The sequence below is a fragment of the Proteiniphilum sp. UBA5463 genome, from assembly GCF_002427225.1.
In the GTDB taxonomy this organism is placed as follows: Bacteria; Bacteroidota; Bacteroidia; order Bacteroidales; family Dysgonomonadaceae; genus Proteiniphilum; species Proteiniphilum propionicum.
Genome location: NZ_DIQL01000023.1, coordinates 13102 through 33125 on the forward strand (window position 1 = coordinate 13102; position 20024 = coordinate 33125).

At 41.5% G+C, this 20024-nt stretch carries 18 protein-coding genes; 10 read left to right on the plus strand and 8 right to left on the minus strand.

Translation table 11 applies throughout. The features are described from left to right. Positions 1-7 precede the first annotated feature (7 nt). The 3 genes from fucP to B3B27_RS03805 all read left to right on the plus strand — a co-directional run bounded on the left by fucP (position 8) and on the right by B3B27_RS03805 (position 5708). A complete protein-coding gene (gene fucP / locus B3B27_RS03795; protein ID WP_238868482.1) occupies positions 8-1300 on the plus strand; it encodes an L-fucose:H+ symporter permease in 1293 nt (430 codons plus the stop codon). Positions 1301-1428: 128 nt separating this feature from the next. After that, positions 1429-3282 (plus strand): right-handed parallel beta-helix repeat-containing protein, encoded by a 1854-nt coding sequence (locus tag B3B27_RS03800; protein WP_238868481.1) that lies wholly within the window; start codon positions 1429-1431, stop codon positions 3280-3282. A gap of 11 nt (positions 3283-3293) precedes the next feature. Further along, positions 3294-5708 (plus strand): glycoside hydrolase family 95 protein, encoded by a 2415-nt coding sequence (locus B3B27_RS03805; protein ID WP_238868480.1) that lies wholly within the window; start codon positions 3294-3296, stop codon positions 5706-5708. Between the two features lie 129 nt (positions 5709-5837). Here B3B27_RS03805 and B3B27_RS03810 read toward each other — a convergent pair whose 3' ends face one another. From B3B27_RS03810 to prmC, 5 genes are all read right to left on the minus strand, one after another. Further along, complete coding sequence (locus B3B27_RS03810) at positions 5838-6257, minus strand: SRPBCC family protein (RefSeq protein WP_238868479.1); 420 nt, start codon at positions 6255-6257, stop codon at positions 5838-5840. Then, on the minus strand, positions 6254-6907 hold the full coding sequence (gene pyrE / locus B3B27_RS03815; protein WP_238868478.1) for an orotate phosphoribosyltransferase: 654 nt from the start codon (positions 6905-6907) through the stop codon (positions 6254-6256). The genes B3B27_RS03810 and pyrE overlap by 4 nt, the downstream gene beginning before the upstream one ends. Before the next feature lie 261 nt (positions 6908-7168). After that, positions 7169-7879, minus strand: a complete 711-nt coding sequence (locus B3B27_RS03820) for a ComF family protein (protein ID WP_238868477.1) — start codon at positions 7877-7879, stop codon at positions 7169-7171. A gap of 83 nt (positions 7880-7962) precedes the next feature. After that, positions 7963-8454, minus strand: a complete 492-nt coding sequence (locus B3B27_RS03825) for a regulatory protein RecX (RefSeq protein WP_238868476.1) — start codon at positions 8452-8454, stop codon at positions 7963-7965. A 4-nt stretch (positions 8455-8458) separates the two neighbouring features. After that, a complete protein-coding gene (prmC, locus tag B3B27_RS03830; RefSeq protein ID WP_238868475.1) occupies positions 8459-9295 on the minus strand; it encodes a peptide chain release factor N(5)-glutamine methyltransferase in 837 nt (278 codons plus the stop codon). 92 nt (positions 9296-9387) lie between these two features. Here prmC and ribD point away from each other — a divergent pair, with 92 nt between their 5' ends. From ribD to B3B27_RS03865, 7 genes are all read left to right on the plus strand, one after another. Next, complete coding sequence (gene ribD, locus B3B27_RS03835; protein ID WP_238868474.1) at positions 9388-10458, plus strand: bifunctional diaminohydroxyphosphoribosylaminopyrimidine deaminase/5-amino-6-(5-phosphoribosylamino)uracil reductase RibD; 1071 nt, start codon at positions 9388-9390, stop codon at positions 10456-10458. An 82-nt stretch (positions 10459-10540) separates the two neighbouring features. Then, positions 10541-11887: a DUF6242 domain-containing protein gene (locus B3B27_RS03840; RefSeq protein ID WP_238868473.1), complete on the plus strand. Its 1347-nt coding sequence runs from the start codon at positions 10541-10543 to the stop codon at positions 11885-11887. 80 nt (positions 11888-11967) lie between these two features. Next, complete coding sequence (locus B3B27_RS03845; protein ID WP_238868472.1) at positions 11968-12678, plus strand: DUF6089 family protein; 711 nt, start codon at positions 11968-11970, stop codon at positions 12676-12678. A gap of 20 nt (positions 12679-12698) precedes the next feature. Beyond that, a complete protein-coding gene (locus tag B3B27_RS03850; protein WP_286846897.1) occupies positions 12699-13442 on the plus strand; it encodes an isoprenyl transferase in 744 nt (247 codons plus the stop codon). A 54-nt stretch (positions 13443-13496) separates the two neighbouring features. Next, positions 13497-16184: an outer membrane protein assembly factor BamA gene (bamA, locus tag B3B27_RS03855; RefSeq protein WP_238868470.1), complete on the plus strand. Its 2688-nt coding sequence runs from the start codon at positions 13497-13499 to the stop codon at positions 16182-16184. A gap of 180 nt (positions 16185-16364) precedes the next feature. Next, the gene (locus tag B3B27_RS03860; protein ID WP_238868469.1) at positions 16365-16877 is read left to right on the plus strand and encodes an OmpH family outer membrane protein; all 513 of its coding nucleotides are present in this window, start codon (positions 16365-16367) and stop codon (positions 16875-16877) included. A gap of 68 nt (positions 16878-16945) precedes the next feature. Continuing rightward, a complete protein-coding gene (locus tag B3B27_RS03865) occupies positions 16946-17458 on the plus strand; it encodes an OmpH family outer membrane protein (RefSeq protein ID WP_238868468.1) in 513 nt (170 codons plus the stop codon). A 170-nt stretch (positions 17459-17628) separates the two neighbouring features. On the opposite strand, the gene B3B27_RS03870 is transcribed toward B3B27_RS03865, so the two are convergent. From B3B27_RS03870 to B3B27_RS03880, 3 genes are all read right to left on the minus strand, one after another. Continuing rightward, a complete protein-coding gene (locus B3B27_RS03870) occupies positions 17629-18774 on the minus strand; it encodes a universal stress protein (protein WP_238868467.1) in 1146 nt (381 codons plus the stop codon). A gap of 116 nt (positions 18775-18890) precedes the next feature. After that, the gene (locus B3B27_RS03875; protein WP_238868466.1) at positions 18891-19181 is read right to left on the minus strand and encodes a DNA-binding protein; all 291 of its coding nucleotides are present in this window, start codon (positions 19179-19181) and stop codon (positions 18891-18893) included. 131 nt (positions 19182-19312) lie between these two features. Further along, positions 19313-20024: phosphatase PAP2 family protein (locus B3B27_RS03880; RefSeq protein WP_286846899.1), on the minus strand; the 712-nt coding region annotated here is incomplete at its 5' end.

A 20024-nucleotide genomic window follows, 5' to 3' on the forward strand; every position in this document is an offset into this window, starting at 1 on the left:
CAAACATATGAATGCAAAGGTAGTAGATAAAAAAAATCTGATTCCGTTTATCCTCATCACCAGCCTTTTTGCTTTGTGGGGTTTTGCAAACGACATCACCAATCCAATGGTAGCCGCGTTCCGGACTATCATGGAGATTCCTAATTCTGAAGCTGCGCTGATACAGTTGGCCTTCTATGGCGGATATGGAACCATGGCTATCCCAGCAGCGCTTTTTGTCAGGAAGTACAGCTACAAAAAAGGTATTTTGCTGGGGCTGGCACTCTACGCCACCGGTGCGTTCCTGTTTATCCCGGCCGCACGGTTCGAGGCATTCTCATTCTTTCTAATTTCACTATATATCCTGACATTCGGCCTGGCTTTCCTGGAAACGACCGCTAATCCATATATTATTTCTATGGGTGACGAAGCGACATCGACCCGGAGATTGAACTTAGCTCAGTCTTTCAATCCTATGGGCTCGCTACTTGGTATGTTTGTGGCATCTAACTACGTGCTCACCTCTCTTTACTCCGAAAGGAGAGATGCTGCAGGCAACCTGTTGTTCTCCACTTTAAGCGAAGCAGAGAAAGCCGCCATACGAACACATGACCTGGCCATCATACGTAACCCTTATGTCATAATAGGAGGTGTTGTGCTGATCATGTTTGTTATAATTGCAATGGCGAGGATGCCGATAACACAGACGGCAGAACGGACAAACATCCGATCGTCTGACTCCGCAAAAAGGCTCTTTAAAAACCGGAACTACCGTGAAGGAGTAATTGCTCAGTTCTTCTATGTGGCTGCCCAAATAATGTGCTGGACATTTATTATACAGTATGCAGAGAATATTGGCATTCCAAAAGCAGTGGGACAACGCTACAATATTTTGGCGATGATCCTGTTTCTGTTGAGCCGTTTTATCAGTACATACCTGATGAAATACCTGAAGCCATCGCGCATGCTTACACTATTTGCTACCGGGGCTATCGCAACAACACTGGGTGTTATTTTTGTAGGGGGTACAACCGGTTTGTACTGCCTGGTGGCAACCTCCGCTTTTATGTCACTCATGTTCCCCACTATATACGGTATAGCACTGAAAGGATTGGGCGATGACTCCACACTGGGTGCAGCAGGGCTGGTAATGGCCATTGTTGGCGGAGCATTAATGCCTCCCTTGCAGGGAGCTATAATAGATTTGGGGAGTGTAGCAGGGCTACCGGCAGTTAATATTTCGTTTACACTTCCATTAGTGTGCTTTTTTATGATTCTGGTGTACGGATTGAGGACAAATAGGCGCAGGTATTTTTATTGATAGCTCTCTTAAAGGGATCCTTTACTACCTGTAAGGCAAAAATTGTTTTATTTGCAGATGGATGCTAATTCAATGATTGATAATAACTAGATAACGTTTATCTTGAACATTAAAATAAAAATAAACACATGAAACTTTTTTACCTCCTTTCTCTCATTTTATTTTTGATGTTGGGTTGCAATAAATCACCTTCATCTATCTCTTTCAGCTCATTTGGCATCGAGCCTGAAACCAAAGAGAATGCGTCAATAGCTGCGAAAAAGATGATCGAACATCTGAAGGTGCGACAGGATACCGGGCATATTTTGGTTACATTTCCTAAAGGGCGCTACGATTTTTTTCCTGACAGCGCTTTCACTCGAGAATACTACATTTCCAATCACGACCAGGACAACCCTAAAAAAGCAGGCATCGTGCTGGAAGGATTGAAAAATATAACCATTGACGGACAGGGTTCAGAACTCATTTTTCATGGAAGGATGATCCCTTTTGCTTTGGTGAAAAGTGAAAACATAACTTTAAAAAACTTTTCTGTAGATTTTGAAATACCGGCTCTTCGCCAACTTAATATTTTGAAAGTAAACAGAGATTCCGATATTGTGATTGCTGAAATTTATCCAGGCGGGAATCATCGTATTCAAGGTAACAAGCTGTTTGCATGCGGTGAAGGATACGAAAATCCTCTTTACACTGCAATGCCGTTCCGGGCCGACAGACGGCTTGCATACAGACGTCAGGATGTGAGCTTCAATCCTGCAGCCATCATTGAGAAAACTCCGGACACACTTATAATTTCAGGATGGGGACAAACATCATTAACATCACCCGGAGAACGCTTTGCATTACGTTCATACCATCGCCCTACACCAGGTATTTTTGTCAGTGAATGCACTAATACCACTTTGAAGAATATAACAGTACACTATTCCGAAGGAATGGGACTGCTTGCTCAAATGAGTGAAAACATTACGCTGGATGGTTTCTCAGTTTGCCTCAGAGGAGATAATGACCCGAGATATTTCACCACACAGGCCGATGCAACTCACTTTTCTGCCTGCAAAGGGGTGATCATTTCCAAAAACGGCCTGTATGAAGGGATGGCAGATGATGCAATCAATGTTCACGGGACCTATCTGCAAATAACCAAACGAATAAACGACAGTACCCTACAAGCATGTTATATGCATCCGCAGGCATGGGGTTTCAAATGGGGAGAACCAGGCGATTCGGTACAATTTGTGGAATCGAATAAAATGGAGCTTGCAGGAGAACATCGTAACTCAATCAAATTGATAAGAGCGATTGACAAACCGACCGAATTTGGTGCTAAAGAATTTGAAATTATTTTCACTGGCAATCTGCCACTTGAAATCTCGGGAGAGGGCAGTTACGGTGTAGAAAACCTGTCCTGGACACCTGAAGTAATCTTTTCAAACAATACCATCAGAAACAATCGGGCACGAGGTGCACTATTCAGCACACCCAAAAGGGTGGTATGTGAAAATAATCTGTTCGACCATACACACGGCACAGCAATCCTGCTTTGTGGAGATTGCAACGGATGGTTTGAAACAGGTGCATGCAGGGAGGTGATCATAAGGAATAACCGCTTTGTTAATGCTCTTACAGCCTATTACCAGTTCACTAACGCCGTTATCTCAATTTACCCCGAAATTCCCAACCTGAAAGAACAGCAAAAGTTTTTCCATTCAGGAATTGTAATAGAAAACAATATTTTTGAAACTTTCGATCGTCCCATTGTCTACGCTAAATCAACCGACGGGCTTGCCTTCCGGAATAACACCATACGAAAAAACTCAGATTTTGAGCCGTTTCACTGGAACGAATATCCATTTTTCTTTGAGCGGGTTAACAATGTTGTGATTAAAAATAACCAGTTTGAAGATGGAACAGATCTTGTAAAAGATATCAGAACCGAATTATCTTCACCTGATGCAGTGTTATTAATCAACAACAACTAATCGCCAGGTAGATGAAATATAGTTTTTTAGCGCTTGCGCTCGCGTCAGTTCAGCTGTTTTCCTGCAACAAAACACAAAATACCGGTGAGCTGGCTTTGCGTTACAATTCCCCTGCTGAAAGCTGGGAGAGAACTCTTCCACTGGGCAACGGGCGCATCGGAATGATGCCGGATGGAGATATTTATAATGAGCACATTGTATTGAACGATATCACTATGTGGTCGGGTAGCGAAGACCCTGAAGCTTTCAATACAAACGCCATAAACTATTTGCCAGAAATAAGGGCCCTGTTGCTCGAAGGCAAAAATAGGGAGGCTCAGGACCTTATGTATAAAGAGTTCCGTTGTGGTGGAAAAGGTTCTGCCTACGGAAACGGAAAAGATGCGCCCTACGGATGTTTCCAAATGTTAGGGAATCTGTATATCAACTATTTATATCCACAAAAAGATAGTGTAATCGACTATGAGCACAAACTATCATTGAACAATGCGGTTATTTCCACAAAGTTCATCATGGGCAGCACGACATTTAAACGCGAATATTTTGCATCGCACGCTCACGATGTACTTGTAATAAGGTTATCGGCAGATAAAAAGAATTCAATTTCTTTCAAAGCTGCTTTGAGCCGCCCCGAACGGGCTAAGGTACACACAAAAGAGAATACGCTTTTCATGGAAGGACAGCTAAACGATGGACATAACGGTAATAAAGGCGTACGGTATCATACCCGGCTGGAAATAGTGAACAAGGGGGGTGAACTGACATCAAATGACAGTTTGCTTTCTTTAACAAATGCCGATGAAGCGGTGATACTTGTATCAACCTCGACCAATATGCTGGATAAGAATTTCCTCACAACGGTTGACAACCTGCTTGCAGAAGCAAAAAAAAGTTCTTTTAAGAAACTTAAGCAGGATCACATTGCTGCATACAGAGATAAATTCAACCGGGTGGAGTTAAACCTGGGTGACCAGGACAACACAACTCCCACCAACGAAAGGCTTGTTTCTTTTCAATTGAACGATGACCCGGCATTTGCTGCACTCTATTTTCAATACGGACGCTATCTGATGATTAGCGGAACCAATGAAAAAAGTTTGCCGCTCAACCTGCAGGGGTTATGGACCAACCAGCTGCAGACTCCCTGGAACGGCGACTACCACCTAAATATCAATGTACAGATGAACTACTGGCCGGCAGAGGTATGTAACTTGCCGGAACTGCACAAGCCGCTGATCAACTTCACAAGATCGCTTGTCCCGTCGGGAAAGAAAACTGCTGCTACATTTTACGGTTCGGACGGATGGGTATCACATATGATGAGCAATCCGTGGAATTTTACAGCGCCGGGCGAACATGCTTCGTGGGGAGCAACCAACACCGGTGGTGCATGGCTGTGTGCCCACCTCTGGGAGCATTATGCATTTTCAATGGATAAAGAGTATCTGCATTCTATCTATCCGGTACTGTCTGGTGCAGCAGAGTTTTTCCTGAACAGTATGATCAAAGAGCCTAAAAACAGCTGGTTGGTAACAGCCCCTTCCTCTTCACCTGAAAATGCATTTTATCTACCCGGGAACAGGGATGCTCTATTTGTTTGCATGGGACCTACGATGGATGTTCAGCTTGTGAAGGAATTGTTTACCAACACACTCTCTGCAGCAGATATACTTGGCATTGAAGATAATATCACAAAAAGGATATGTAAAGCAATGACTCAACTGCCTCCTTTACAGATAAGCGGGGAAGGTTATCTGCAGGAGTGGCTTGAAGATTACGAGGAACAAGATCCGCAGCACCGGCATGTATCTCACCTTTACGGACTTCATCCTTCTAACCAGATTTCACCCATCACCACACCTGAGTTGGCCGAAGCTGCACGCAAGTCACTCAACCGGCGCGGTGACGGCGGAACCGGATGGTCACGGGCATGGAAAGTAAACTTCTGGGCACGCCTGAATGATGGCAACAGGGCTTATAAACTTCTAAAAAGCTTGCTAGAACCGGCATGCGGAAATGAAGTAAGAATGAGCAGTGGCGGAGGGACCTATCCCAACCTCTTATGTGCACATCCACCATTTCAGATAGACGGCAACTTTGGTGGCACATCTGGCATAGCAGAGATGCTTATCCAGAGTCAGAATGGTTACATCCACCTACTGCCGGCTCTGCCATGCAACTGGGCTTCGGGCAGTTTTAAGGGGCTCCGTGTACGCGGCGGCGCTGAAGTAAGCGCAGAGTGGAAAGGTAATAAAGTCTCCTCTCTAACCCTGACAGCCAAAACAGCCGGCATCATCAGGTTAAAAATACCCGAATATGCCTCAACAGTAAAACAAAACGGAAAAAAGATAAATACCGAAGACGGATTTGTCTCGATAAAAATGGAGAAAGGAGAAAGAATTAATTTGGAATTGGCGAATGAATAGGCCCCATTCAAGTGAATAGAGCCAGGAAAGGCTCCGCTGTTAGCTCCGAACCGCTTGCCCTTACTGTTCGGTCAAATCGTAAACAATCAGTCAAATAACTGCTGTTTACACCCGGCAGCAGGAATAGAGTCACAACTGGCCATAAGGAAGCAGGGCCAAAGCATCCGATATTTTATCAACTACCTCCCTGATTGGTTTCTCTACCATCCCCTTCATAAAAGGATTAAGTTCGGCCTTTACAGTTATCCGAAGCCTGGTATCCTTCTCAGCTTTTGCTGCCAGTTGTATCCATAAAAATATATCGAATGGCAGCTTCTCTGATTTGAACTTCACCAGCTTGTTAGCCTCCCGTTCCACTACAATGAAGGTTACCTTTCCAATAGGATCAACACGAAAGGAAACGCTGTCTTGATCGAAGGTGAAATCGCTGATTTTATTTTCAGGTATCCGTTCTTTCACCAGCTCCAGCTTGCGAAGATCTGAGAGAACCCTGAAAACTTCCTCATCACTGTAGGGTATGATTTTTATATCACTGACAAATTCGGTCATCTCTTTGATTTTTTAAAGGATTGTCCCCAGTTTTCAGGATCTCTACGCCAGTCCTGCAAAGTGTTCAACTCCGATTCATCAATGTAGTCGGTTGCCATAGCCTCATCAAGTATTGCTTCGTAATTTGAAAGTGTGGTAAGCTCTACCCGTGCTTCGTGCATACTTTGCATTGCCTGGGGGAAGCCGTAGGTAAACACTGCCAGCATGCCAAGTACATCGGAACCATCGCGACGTATTGCCTCCACTGCCTTAAGGCTGCTCCCTCCGGTAGAGACCAGATCCTCAATAACTATAACCTTCTGCTTCGGTTTTAGATCACCTTCTATCAAATTTTCCAGGCCGTGATCCTTAGGTGTTGAACGAATATACACAAAGGGCAAATCAAGCAGGTCGGCGACCAGCACACCCGGAGCGATAGCACCTGTAGCTACACCTGCAATAGCATCCGCTTGCGGATATTTTTCCATGATAATTCGCGCGAACTCAATTTTTATAAAATTGCGTATGGATGGATACGACATCAATTTGCGATTATCGCAATATATGGGAGATTTCCAGCCCGAAGCCCATGTGAACGGATTGGATGGCTGCAGCTTAATAGCTTTTACCTTGAGAAGTTTTTCGGCTGTAAGTTTCTGTACTGTGTTCATACAATTAATTTTATTCTTTTAGTTGTATCTGGCCCTTGATAATTAATATACCACCGGAATTGGGTATTTATCCGCAATAACCTAGTCTAAACAAGTTTGGCCTCTGATCATTTAGCTAAATGGAAATAACCACTCCCTTCACGCATTTAATTATTGTTTTAATCATGCCAGCTTCATATTTCTTGATGACCATTATGCAGACTAACTACAAAAGTAAGCTTTTTAAAGATGATTTGAATGTTATTTTAAATAAAAATACAATTAAAAAACCTCTCCCAGTGTAGCTATACTAATTTTCAGATTTTTGCATTGATGTAATGCCACTCCGCAAGCTTCCAAAGTTGAACCGGTAGTAATCACGTCGTCAACCAGAAGGAGGTGTTTTTGTTCAAATTCCGCGGGATCGTTAACACTGAAAATATCCCTGACATTCTCCCAGCGTTGCGTCTTGGTGCGTTTGGTCTGCGTGGGGTTATATATTATCCTGACCAGGTTCCCAGACGATACAGGAAGAGAAGTTGCTTCCGATAATCCTTTCGAAATGAGATAAGCCTGGTTGTAGCCACGTTTTTTCTCTTTCTTAGGATGCAGCGGAACAGGTACTATCATATCCACAGGTTTAAGAAAATCACTTTCCACAAGATCTTTACCGAACATTCTGCCAAGCAGGAGGCCGATCTCTTTACCGTGATAATATTTAAGATGATATATCAGGGGGGCAAGCATACCCCCTTTTGCATAAACACAATAGGAAGCAATCCGCTCAAAAGGAATCCTGCCCGCCATAAGCTTTTCTGCAGCATTGCCAGAATGTCTGAAATTATTTGTTTTGGGAAGCCTATACAAACATTTCAGGCATGCACCCACCTCAGAGCTTAGTAACTCCTCGCCACAGATTACACACACATTCGGAAAAAAAAGGTTTGAGAATTCTTTTACTATCAACCGGAATTTTCCTCTTAGACTTCTCATATCCACCTGATTATCTATAACAAATATTTATCGGATCGCCAATCCCGATTGTCCGGCTAATTGTCACGGAGTCAGACGCCTGTTTAATCGGGAATATTATCGAGGTTCATTCTTTTCATACATCGCAAAATCTCACTTATTGGAAAGCCCCTTCCAAGTGCATAACGAATAAGCTTACCATTTCTCTCGTATTCAGAACCAGCAGTTATTGTTTTTATCTTTTTTTCAAGCAACGGCTGCAACGGCTCGTTCAAATCGCTGGAGGAAAATTCCGAAAACACCTCATCAATCAGCTCTTTAGGAACATGCTTTTGTCGCAGCGAGGCTTCAATTTTTATTCTTCCCCATTTATTAAAATGAAGCTTATCATTTATAAAGCTCCGGATAAACCTTTTATCATCAATAAATTTCCCGGCTATCAGCATTTCTATGATTTTTTCCACAGCCTGTTCAGATAAGTTCATTCCCGAAAGTTTCTTTCGTACATCGAACCTACAGCACTCTTTTTGTGAACAGGTACGTGCCATTCGTGCAAATGCCTGCTCCTCTGTAATTATTTTTCTGTCTTCATTCATTTTGTCATGGCTTCTCAGCACGAATCATTCGCCAATTGCCGGAAATATCTTTTCGTAACTCCACAGAAACAAATCCCCTGTCAAGGAGCATACTTTGTATCTCTGCACCTTTATCCCTGTTTATTTCAAAATAGAGTTTACCCCTATTGCTTAACGCCTCAAACGCTATATCAGCAATCCGTTCATAGAACAACAGCGGTTTATTATCAGGAACAAACAGCGCTTTATGGGGTTCAAAGCTAAGCACACTCCTTTCCATCTCCTCTTTTTCAGACTCCATCACATAAGGCGGATTACTCACGATCACATTGTAAAAAATATCTGTATTGAATGGCTGAAATATGTCCCTGTGGGCAAAATGTACAACTGCATCATTAATCCGGGCGTTTTCAACAGCAACTAAAAGCGCATTGTCAGATATATCCCAGGCATATACTTCAGCCGGAGCCATTTTTTTTGCCAGGGCAACTGCAATGCATCCACTGCCCGTTCCTATATCCAAAACCTTACCTGTCTCATATTTATTTTCATACAATACCCACTCCACAAGCTCTTCAGTCTCGGGACGGGGAATAAGCACGTCGGGAGTCACGATGAACGACAATCCGTAAAACTCAGTCCTCCCCAATATATACTGCACAGGCTCTCCGTTTTTAAGCCTGGATATAATATCATTGACTTTTCTTGTTCGGGAAAAGGATAAATTATTAATTTTGTCACTTACAGAACCAAAAGGGATATTATATATCTCTTCTATAAGAAGGCGGGCAAGCGCAATAATTTCCTGATTGGAATACAATCCATTCAATTCACGCCGTAGATGGTCAACGAAATGCCTCATTTTTTGAATAATCTGTATAACAAATATGCCCAAATAATTAAATCAGAGTCGTTGTAAAACGGCCGTTGTCTGATTCAACAAAGATAGCTAAAATGGAGATAAATCCTATATTTATGGACCGGTGCCTGCAACTTGCCCTAAAAGGAGAAGGCTTTACAAAGCCGAATCCGCTGGTAGGAGCCGTTATTGTACATTGCAACAAAATAATTGGGGAAGGATATCACCGGCAATATGGGGGCCCTCACGCTGAAGTAAACGCCATTGCCTCAGTGAAAGATGTTTCACTCCTGCGGGATTCAACCCTTTATGTATCTTTGGAACCATGCTCACACCACGGCAAAACACCTCCATGCGCACAAATGATAGTCTCTAATAAGATACCAAGAGTGGTGCTGGCCATTAAAGATCCTAATCCGGCGGTGTCTGGCAAGGGAATTGAAATAATGAGCAATAACGGCATTGATGTAACAGTGGGAATAATGGGTGAGGAAGCATGCGAGTTGAATAAAATGTTCTTCGTGAACCAACTCTTCAAAAGGCCGTTTGTGATGCTGAAATGGGCACAAAGCAAAGACGGTTTCATTGATGTTATACGGGACTCAATAGATGACATGGCACCTGCGAAAATATCAAATAGCTTTACAAACACAGTTGTTCATAAATTTCGAACTCATGCACAGGGAATTATTGTTGGCACCAAAACGGCTCTCTTGGATAACCCTCAACTGACTGCCAGAAAGTGGTTTGGCCCCCACCCCTCCAGAATCGTTATTGACAGGGAGAACAAGATACCAGCGAACTCGGCCCTCTTCGACGGTTCAGCTCCTGCTATTGTTTTTACCGCATCGGCGCCAGCTATTGATAAAGATAACAAGCAGGTGAAATATATTGAAATTGATTTTACCAAAGATACCAACAGGCAAATTTTAAGTAGCCTGTACAATGAAAAGATATACTCATTGCTCGTTGAAGGCGGCACAAGCCTGCTAAACTCATTCATAGAGAAAAGCCTATGGGATGAAGCTTATGTAGAGATTTCTGACAAAAAGCTTTTTTCGGGTGTAAAAGCACCGGAAATAAAGGGTAAAACAATCAGTGTTGAAAAGTATCTAAATTCGTTGCAATTCCATTTAAAGAGTGAAATAACTCGAAATTTTCTTTAAATATTCATTTTGGTATGGTTTAAGCGAAAAATCTTCCTACTTTTGCATATCATAAACGTGGTATACAATATATTTGAAACTAATGATATCTAAATATTTCCTTTGGGCATCGGTGATTGTCATGAACCTTTTGTTTCTATCCTCTTGCCTTAATTCATCCGACAACAATGTGGAATATTCGCCTGATGCACAGATTTATGCTTTCTCTCTGTCGTCCAAGGCAGACACTTCCAGGTTGTTACCAGCAACTGCATTCACTATTGACCAGGTTAACGGGATGATCTTCAACAAGGAGCCTTTACCATTTCAATTTAATGTGGACAGCGTGGTCATGAATATTACGGGAGCAAATGGCTATAGCCCTTTCAGCCTCGTTATGTTGCTTCTTGTGCCAGACTCTTCATACGCTTGGGTACAGTCCGACTCGGTTGCTCTATCACGGTTACTCAAGATAACCACAACGGCACCAGATGGGATCAACTCAAAAATATACCACTTCCGACTAAATGTTTATCAACAGGATCCATATTTGATCACATGGGAAAACAAAACGGATAATTATATACCATCGCAGGCAGATGAGCAAAAAACTGTTGTTTTCAACAACCGGTTCATCACCTATTACAAATCGGGAACGGAAATAGACGCTATGACGTCAGTTGTGGCCGATGGAGTTAACTGGAGCAAGGCTAACCTGACAGGATTACCCAATAGCGTAAGGTTTTCATCTCTTGTGGTATCAGGGGACCTTGCCTTCGTGCTAGATGAGGCAACAAAAAAAGTCTATAAATCTACCGATGGAATCATCTGGAGTCAGATTGCCACAAATTACGACGTGGAGGCTATTTACGAAGTACTCCCATCTGCATCAGGTGGAGATATCTTGATTACGGTAAACAATAACGGTTCTCTGATGTTTGCCAAATCGAAAGATTTCTCTGAAATCAAACTTCTGAACAGCGTTCCGGGTAATATTCCCATTAAGGACTATTCAGCCGCGAAAGTGAAAAATGACCTCTCTTTCGGGGTAAAATACATCATTCTGTCAGGAGGATACAGTGCGGACAACAACAGCAACAACGACATCTTTATACTTCAGGAAAAAGATGGTATCATCACTCATATCACTGCAAGAAAACCTGCATCTGTATCACTGAAAGGAAGCAGGTTGTTTTTCTATGACAATAAACCCTATATGATTACAGCATCGTCAGAAAAAAACATGCTTATCTATTCGGACAATTTTGGCCTCGACTGGAAAAAATCGGCGGATAATCAGGCTTTTCCTGCAGAATTCAGCTACAGAACTAATGCATCCGTTATTGTAGATGCAAATAACTATATATGGATATTCGGCGGAATATCTTCAACCCAGGATCAAATTGTTGATGTGTGGAGAGGAAGGCTTAATAAATTTGCACTGAATTGATAAACATTTGTTGTAAGAGGATAATTTATGAACCTGTTCTTCGTTAATAAGGGTAGAGTAACCCAATCAGTAACGAAAGAATGAAAATTCAAGAAAAATCAAATTTTATCCCTTTTTGGGTGTTCACCCTTCTATTTATCACATTCTCTGCATACATGTTTCCCCAGGATTATAAATATGAGATTGGCGGAGCAGCGGGGACATCGTTTTATATGGGTGATGCCAATAGATCAAAACTTTATCTCAACCCGGGCATAGCAAGCGGTATCCTGTTCAGATATAACATCAACTTTTATTGGGCAATAAAGGCGAACCTTATTGCAGGAACAGTTTCAGGCAACAGCGAAGACTCGGGAAACAGGTTTCCTTTTGACCAAAAGGCATCTTTTCACCGTACATTCGCGGAGATAGGGGCTCAGGTGGAGTTCAATTTCTTCCCCTACAGTGATAAGTTTGCTTACAGAGGCACTAAACGATATACCCCCTATCTGTTTGCCGGCACCGGAGTGACGTATGCCACGGGTAAAAGTGAGTTCCTGAATGCGAACTTGCCTTTTGGGGCAGGTTTTAAATGTAAATTAAAAAACAGACTGCATATCGGTTTTGAGTTTTCTTTTCGTAAACTGTTTGGCGACGATTTCGATGTTACCGGAACAGATGAGGAATGGAGCTTAAAGAATCCATACGGAATTGAAAGCAGTATCCTAAAAAACCGGGATTGGTATTCATTAACTATGATTTACCTGACATGGGAATTCGGAATGCGCAATGATCCGTGTCATGGTAATTAACTATATAGCCGTTAATAGAGATGTCGTTATTTGACAAACTAGATAAAAACCGCATTCCCGTCCACATAGCTATTATTATGGACGGTAACGGACGATGGGCAAAAGCCAGAGGCCTTGATAGATGCGAAGGGCATAAAGAAGGTGTAAAAGCTATAAAAAAAATAGTTGAAGCCTCAGCCAAAGCATCTGTTCAATATCTTACACTTTATGCTTTTTCTACTGAGAACTGGAATCGTCCCAGTGAAGAGGTTAGTGGGCTGATGGATTTAATGGTATATGCCATCTCCAGGGAAACTGACGAGTTAAAAAAGAATGGAGTCAAGATTCTGTGTATAGGCGACATGAATAGATTGCCTGAGTACGCCAGGACAGCTTTAGAAGGATGTATCCGCGATACGGAGGGTGGCACACGTATTACCATGGTGATTGCATTAAGTTATTCATCGAAATGGGAGCTGACAAATGCCGCCAGAAAAATCGCCGGCGACGTTGCCAAAGGTGTCTTACAGGAAAAAGATATTGATGAAGAAACCATTGGCAGTTATCTATCCACACGCGATTTCCCTGATCCCGACCTACTGGTACGAACAGGCGGAGAACAACGAATAAGTAATTTTCTTCTTTGGCAATGTGCTTATGCGGAATTTTATTTTACGGAAACGTTCTGGCCCGATTTCGGAGAAGAAGAATTGTACGAAGCTATCCTTGATTATCAGGGGCGAGAAAGAAGATACGGTAAAATCAGTGAACAGATTGAGATCTAACAATAATAGTTCCATACAGAACAAAAGAGAGTCGTTGCAAAGAAATTTATCACAATGTCGAAGAAAATATTCAATTTACTTCTGTTATTTATAATATTGTCACAGTCGGCGTCGCTTGCGCAGGCCATTGATACTGTACGCTCTTCCGTACCACGTGAACTCACTGTGAACTACACCGCGCCACCCAAGAAATATTATATTGCCGATATTAACGTAACGGGTGTTGAGGGAACAATGTATGAAGATCAGAAATTCGTCCTCGTTGGTTTTTCGGGGCTATCAAGAGGTCAAAAGATACAGATCCCCGGAGAAGATATCACAAATGCCCTAAAAAGATTCTGGAAGCAGGGCCTTTTCTCCGATGTAAAGATCTTGCAGACAAAAATTGAGGGAGACAGCGTCTGGTTGGAGATCCGCCTTACGGACCGTCCGAGGGTAACCGACATCCATTACTCAGGAATGAAGAAAAGTGAACAGGAGGAAATTGAAAAAAAAGTAGGTTTTGTTAAAGGTAATCAGATAACCCCACCCCAGATAGCCAGAGCCGAGACAATAATTAAAAGTTTCTTTTCTGAAAAAGGATTCGGCGATGCTGAAGTAAGGGTAATGCAGCGCCCCGATGCCACTCAAAAAAACCAGGTGATACTTGAAATTGCAGTGGATAAAAAGGAAAAAATCAAGGTCAACAGTATCCGCATAGAAGGTAATAAAGCCCTTTCTGATAATCAGTTGAAACGCGCGATGAAAAAAACCAATGAGAAAGGAAAAATCAGAAATATTTTCCGCGCAAAGAAATTTGTGGAAGATCTCTATGCAGAGGATAAGAAAAACCTTCTTAATAAGTATCATGAGAAGGGATATCGGGACGCTGAAATTATTCGCGATACAGTATATAAACATAACGAAAAAACGGTCAACATAGATATTCTGGTAGAAGAAGGGCCACTTTACCATATACGTTCAATCAACTGGGTAGGTAATACTCAATATCCATCTTCACAACTGACTCAATTATTGAATATGTCTTCCGGCGACGTTTATAATCAGAAAAAACTGCAGGAAAGGCTTATAAGCGACGAAGATGCAGCAGTGAATCTTTACCAGAACAACGGTTACCTTTTCTCGAATATTGACCCTGTTGAGATTAATATCGAAAATGATTCTGTTGATCTGGAACTTCGTGTTGTTGAAGGGCCAAAAGCGACTATAAAGAGAGTTATTATCCAGGGAAACGATCGCTTGTACGAAGATGTGATCCGCCGCGAATTGAGGACAAAACCGGGTGCCGTATTCAGCAAAGAGGACCTTTTACGTTCAGTACGTGAGATAGCCCAAACCGGCCACTTCGATCCTGAAGCTCTTTCTGCCGACATTTCAGGAGGAATAAACCCCAATCCGGATGATGGGACCGTGGATATTACCTATCCGCTGACATCGAAAGGAAACGACCAGATTGAATTCTCTGCCGGATGGGGTGTTACCGGACTGGTAGGTAAACTTAGTTTGCGTCTTAACAACTTTTCTTTGCAAAACCTGCTGAACCCGTCGATGCGCAGGGGTATCATCCCCCAGGGAGAAGGGCAAACGCTGGTATTAAGCGCACAGACAAATGGCCGCTATTATCAATCCTATCAATTTCAATTCGTGGAACCCTGGTTTGGAGGGAAAAGGCCGAATCATTTTTCAATAAACGCCTACTTTTCAAGATATACAGGGCTAAACGAAAGTTATTACAGCCAAAACACCTATTATAACCCATACATGTACGGATACGGAGGTTATCCATATTACGGGGGGGGGTACGGAGGTTATGGTGGAGGCTATGGAGGCTATGGAGGCTATGGTTACCAGGATATGATGGAGTATGCATACGACCCCAACCAGATATTTAATATGTTCGGATTATCAGTAGGGTACGGGAAACGACTTGAATGGCCGGACGATTATTTCCAGATTATGGCTGAACTGGGATACCAACGGTATGATCTTAAAAACTGGTCATATAACCAGTTTCCTTTCCAGACAGGAGCGAGCAACAGTATCACTCTTGGTCTTACTTTATCTCGCATATCAACGGATAACCCCATCTATACGAGAACGGGATCACAGTTTACACTCAGCGTCAACGCCACACCTCCTTTCTCTTTATGGGACGGAAACGACTATGCCAAAATGGCATATAACAACCCTGAAAAATATAAATGGAACGAATATCACAAGTGGAAGTTAAAAATACGCACTTTCACACCCCTTACCCCGTTAACGGTTACAAGGACTCCTGTGATAGCAACAAGAGTTGAATTCGGCATATTGGGACACTATAACAAACACAAACAGACTCCTTTTGAAACATTCGATGTGGGTGGTGACGGGATGAGCGGCTACACAAGTTCTTTCGCTACTGAAAATGTGGCTTTGAGGGGATATGAGAACAACTCAATCGCTACACAAGCAAGGGCTTATACACGCCTGGGTGTGGAATTGCGTTATCCGTTTATCCTTGAACCTAACTCAACTATTTATGGAGTTACATTCATAGAAGCGGGGAATGCATGGTGGAATGCAAAAGATCTTAACCCGTTCGATCTGAAACGATCTGCTGGAGCAGGAGTACGTATATTCCTCCCAATGATCGGTTTAATGGGGATAGACTGGGCATACGGATTTGACACTGTTTACGGACGTGGGAACAGAGAGAAAGGCGGAAGCCAGTTCCACTTCATTATCGGACAAGAATTCTGATTAAGTTACAGAAAATAGTTTTAAACGACAATTTGGAATACATGTCATTTACAAATTATTGTTATCTAATAGTTTTCAGCCGTTATTAACATAATTTACTTATACATCTGTAAACGTTTCTCTTTATAAACCGTCTTTATTATCAGAATACAATAACATATTGAAAAATAAAGGAATCGTATGAAAAAAATGCTATTTTTTGCCTGTTTATTTATGGCGCTTTCTCTAGGGAACAGCTATGCCCAGAAATATGCACTTATTGATATGGAATATATCCTGAAAAAAATTCCTTCATATGAAAACGCTAACAAACAGCTTGAAGCTTTATCACAAGAGTGGCAGAAAGAAGTTGATACAGAAGTTGAAAGCGTTAATGCCATGTATAAAAAATATCAGGCCGACCTGGTGTTTCTTGCCGGGAATGAAAAGACAAAACGCGAAAATGAAATTGTGGCCAAAGAAAATGCTATTCAGGAGCTGCGTAACCAATACTTTGGCCCTCAGGGAGAACTGTATAAACAGAGGGAAGAACTTATTAAGCCTATACAGGATAGTATATATGAAGCGGTTAAAGATATTTCATTAGAATCAGGCTACTCCATTGTTGTAGACAGGGCATCTGCCTCATCAATTATTTTTGCATCACCCAGTATAGATATTAGTGATCAAGTGCTCTCTAAATTAGGCTATTGAAAAAAATATCTTATCTTTGTACCCGGTTTTCCACAGAGTTTTAAATTTATAAAATAGATATAGAAATCATGTTTAAAAAATTATTGATTATTATTATTGCACTGGCTCCTTTAGCTGCTGTTGCACAAGATGTTAAAATCGCATATCTCAATGCACAGGAGATTTTCTCTGCTATGCCCGAACTACCTGGAATAGAAACCAAACTGACCACCAAACAGGAAGAAATCAATAAAAACGGACAGGCATTAGTGGATGAATTCAATAAAAAAGCAGAGGAATTTGATAAGACCCCTGCTGGTTCAGAAGCCATACAGCAAGACAGGCAAAAACAGCTTACCCAGATTCAGGAAAGATACCAGGTATATCTTCAAAACAGCCAACAGGAGATGGGTCAATTACAGCAGCAGCTACTCGAGCCTGTGAACAAAAAGATTGCAGATGCCATCAAGTCAGTAGGTGACGAAAACAATTACACTTATATCTTTGACATATCTACCATGCAATCACCTATTGTGTATGTGAACTCTACAACAGCTGTAAACATCACACAGCAAGTGAAAACAAAATTGGGTCTCAAATAATTCATCAGCTCTGAATTAAAGGATACATAAAACCTGAAACAATTATTTTGAGAGGTTATATATTCCAACCAGTTTCCCAATAGATTAATATTAAAACGGGGGTGAATCCACAAACTGATTCCACCCCCGTTTTAGTATAAGTTCACGTCACTATGTTCAAGTTACACGGCTTACATCCCCTTTATAACCAGCAGCGGTGTATCTGAATGAAACAACATCCTTCTGGCGATACCCGGGTTAAACATCCTGGCGAAAATATTCCTGCGTGAGCTCGACAGGGAGATCATATCTATTTTGTTATCCTCCACAAACTTATCGAGAGTAACTTCCAACCCCTCGCTCTGGTCTATCAGTTTATACTCTGTCTGCAGTTGCGGATAGATTTCCGAAAAACGTTTCTGAATACCCGAAAGTTTTATCTCATTCCATATATCCTCCTTTTTGGCAATATGTGCAAGATAAACCTTCACAGGATAAAGTTTAAGAAACTTCATCATTATATCGAACGCCTTGAATTCGCGTTCACGGAAATTAGTTAGAAAAACTATAGTCTTCATTTCTGTGAGAGCTCTTGCCTTTGCCCCATCAGGAACAGCGAAAATGGGTGTTGTGCAACCATCCATAACTTCAGCAGTAACACTCCCTATAAGATCCAGCTCCTTGGCATTCTTTCCTCTCGTGCCCATTACAATGGCCGCAGGACGCATCTTTTTTGAATATGATATTATCTCCTCTTCCGGAAGCCCCTCAATCAACATCGTTTTATAAGGTACGTCGGGTAATTTACCGGAAGCTACTTCATCGGCTATCTTTTTTACCAAGATCTTCATCTCCTCTTCTGTTTTGTTTTTCACATCGTGATAAAGATCTTTGTCGGTTGCCTGCAGTGTGAAAGAGTCTCCAAAGGGGACAGATGCCGGGTAGAAGGGTGTAAAAAAAGCATGCAGCAGCTTTACAGTGCAATCCATATCGCTTGCCAGACGGAAACCAAATTCACAGGCGCTAAGGGAATAATCGGAAAAGTCGACGGGAATAAGTATCTCGCGGTTAGTTTCTTCTAGTTCCTCAGCAACTTCGTGTGAAACAAAGTCCACATCTTCAATAATACGGAGTGCCCTGGGAAGATCGCTTTCATTAATTCTTACACGCACATTTCCCGGAATTACCGGTTCTATCATCTTAATGCCATGAATAACTGTCGGAATACCTTCAGACTCTAAAATTGATTTTAATATACAAGCTTTCTCGTAAGTATGAATGGCTACCGTTACCAGTTTTTCATCATGTGTGTTGCTTTTTTTACTCTCTTTTGCCATACTATTACATTATATGGCATCCATTGAATATAGACAACGGACGCTTGGTTTGTTTTAAAGAGAAAAGCCCAATTACCCTACCCCTCCGGATTACATATATTGGGCTTATAATTAATTCACTCTGTCTCTTCAATATTTACCGGACTCGGTTCCGGGTAATCCTTAAGCCCTAATATTTTCAATGCTTTGTCAAAAATAGTGGTATCGTCGAGAACAACAATACCACCATTCGGACCGGGTTCAATGTGTATTCCTACACTATTGCCTTCCTTGTAATTGTATCCACCAAAATAGTTCCTTACGGTTTCGGGTTTCATGTCCAATTCCGATGCTATCTGGTGGATACTACCATCGGGGAGCTTGTCTTTCAATTCTCTTAACTCATTAAAAGTGATTGTTCTTGCCATGGCTTTTTATTTTTATTTTGATAATACACTCAGGATCTATTTCGTGCCCTAAACTTACTTAAAAAAACAGATATTCCAAACTATTTCAATAAAATATTTGCGAAATAATACTCCTTTTTTTATAACACAGCTCAATGAGGTAAAGTTGACAAAAAAGGACTAAAAATAATCAAGAGAATAATATAGATAGTAATAAATAGTGACAGTATAATACCATGTTTCCTACTAAAGACGACAGTTCGCTCAAATATTGGGGAAAAAATAAATTTATTTCGTGACCAGTTAAATAATTTATATAAAAGAATTGCTATAATAACACCCACAATCATACCGGCCAGAATGTCTGTAATAAAATGTACACCAAGGTAAATACGGGTATAGCTGTATAACACAGCCCATGCAACCGTAGCAATGGAAACACCACGATATTTTAAAACAAGTGAGATAAAAACGGCTAAGCCTGAACTTGTTGTAGCATGCCCTGAAATAAAACCGTACATACCACCTCTGTAATTGTTAACAATATCGACCAAATTTCTGAAATCGATGTGATGAGTCGGCCTGCGACGCTCAAACAGAGGTTTGAACAACGATGAAGATATCTGATCGCAAAGGACTAGAACAATGATAAAGAAAATTGATACCAGCAGTGCATTATTCCATTTTGTTTTATAGAAAAAGAGCAGGAATATAAACAAAAAAAGTGGTATCCATACAAACCTTCCACTTATTGTCCACATCACATTGTCGAGAAAAACCGAATCACTGCCATTTAAGGCAAAAAACAGCTCTCGTTCTATCGGCAGCATACTTTCAACAATTCTTCTCATACAATAAACATGA

Excerpts from the sequence above, each read along its gene's own strand:
- fucP (WP_238868482.1), top strand. The coding sequence starts at position 8 with ATGAATGCAAAGGTAGTAGATAAAAAAAATCTGATTCCGTTTATCCTC.
- B3B27_RS03800 (WP_238868481.1), top strand. The coding sequence starts at position 1,429 with ATGAAACTTTTTTACCTCCTTTCTCTCATTTTATTTTTGATGTTGGGT.
- B3B27_RS03805 (WP_238868480.1), top strand. The coding sequence starts at position 3,294 with ATGAAATATAGTTTTTTAGCGCTTGCGCTCGCGTCAGTTCAGCTGTTT.
- B3B27_RS03810 (WP_238868479.1), bottom strand. The coding sequence starts at position 6,257 with ATGACCGAATTTGTCAGTGATATAAAAATCATACCCTACAGTGATGAG.
- pyrE (WP_238868478.1), bottom strand. The coding sequence starts at position 6,907 with ATGAACACAGTACAGAAACTTACAGCCGAAAAACTTCTCAAGGTAAAA.
- B3B27_RS03820 (WP_238868477.1), bottom strand. The coding sequence starts at position 7,879 with ATGAGAAGTCTAAGAGGAAAATTCCGGTTGATAGTAAAAGAATTCTCA.
- B3B27_RS03825 (WP_238868476.1), bottom strand. The coding sequence starts at position 8,454 with ATGAATGAAGACAGAAAAATAATTACAGAGGAGCAGGCATTTGCACGA.
- prmC (WP_238868475.1), bottom strand. The coding sequence starts at position 9,295 with ATGAGGCATTTCGTTGACCATCTACGGCGTGAATTGAATGGATTGTAT.
- ribD (WP_238868474.1), top strand. The coding sequence starts at position 9,388 with ATGGAGATAAATCCTATATTTATGGACCGGTGCCTGCAACTTGCCCTA.
- B3B27_RS03840 (WP_238868473.1), top strand. The coding sequence starts at position 10,541 with ATGATATCTAAATATTTCCTTTGGGCATCGGTGATTGTCATGAACCTT.
- B3B27_RS03845 (WP_238868472.1), top strand. The coding sequence starts at position 11,968 with ATGAAAATTCAAGAAAAATCAAATTTTATCCCTTTTTGGGTGTTCACC.
- B3B27_RS03850 (WP_286846897.1), top strand. The coding sequence starts at position 12,699 with ATGTCGTTATTTGACAAACTAGATAAAAACCGCATTCCCGTCCACATA.
- bamA (WP_238868470.1), top strand. The coding sequence starts at position 13,497 with ATGTCGAAGAAAATATTCAATTTACTTCTGTTATTTATAATATTGTCA.
- B3B27_RS03860 (WP_238868469.1), top strand. The coding sequence starts at position 16,365 with ATGAAAAAAATGCTATTTTTTGCCTGTTTATTTATGGCGCTTTCTCTA.
- B3B27_RS03865 (WP_238868468.1), top strand. The coding sequence starts at position 16,946 with ATGTTTAAAAAATTATTGATTATTATTATTGCACTGGCTCCTTTAGCT.
- B3B27_RS03870 (WP_238868467.1), bottom strand. The coding sequence starts at position 18,774 with ATGGCAAAAGAGAGTAAAAAAAGCAACACACATGATGAAAAACTGGTA.
- B3B27_RS03875 (WP_238868466.1), bottom strand. The coding sequence starts at position 19,181 with ATGGCAAGAACAATCACTTTTAATGAGTTAAGAGAATTGAAAGACAAG.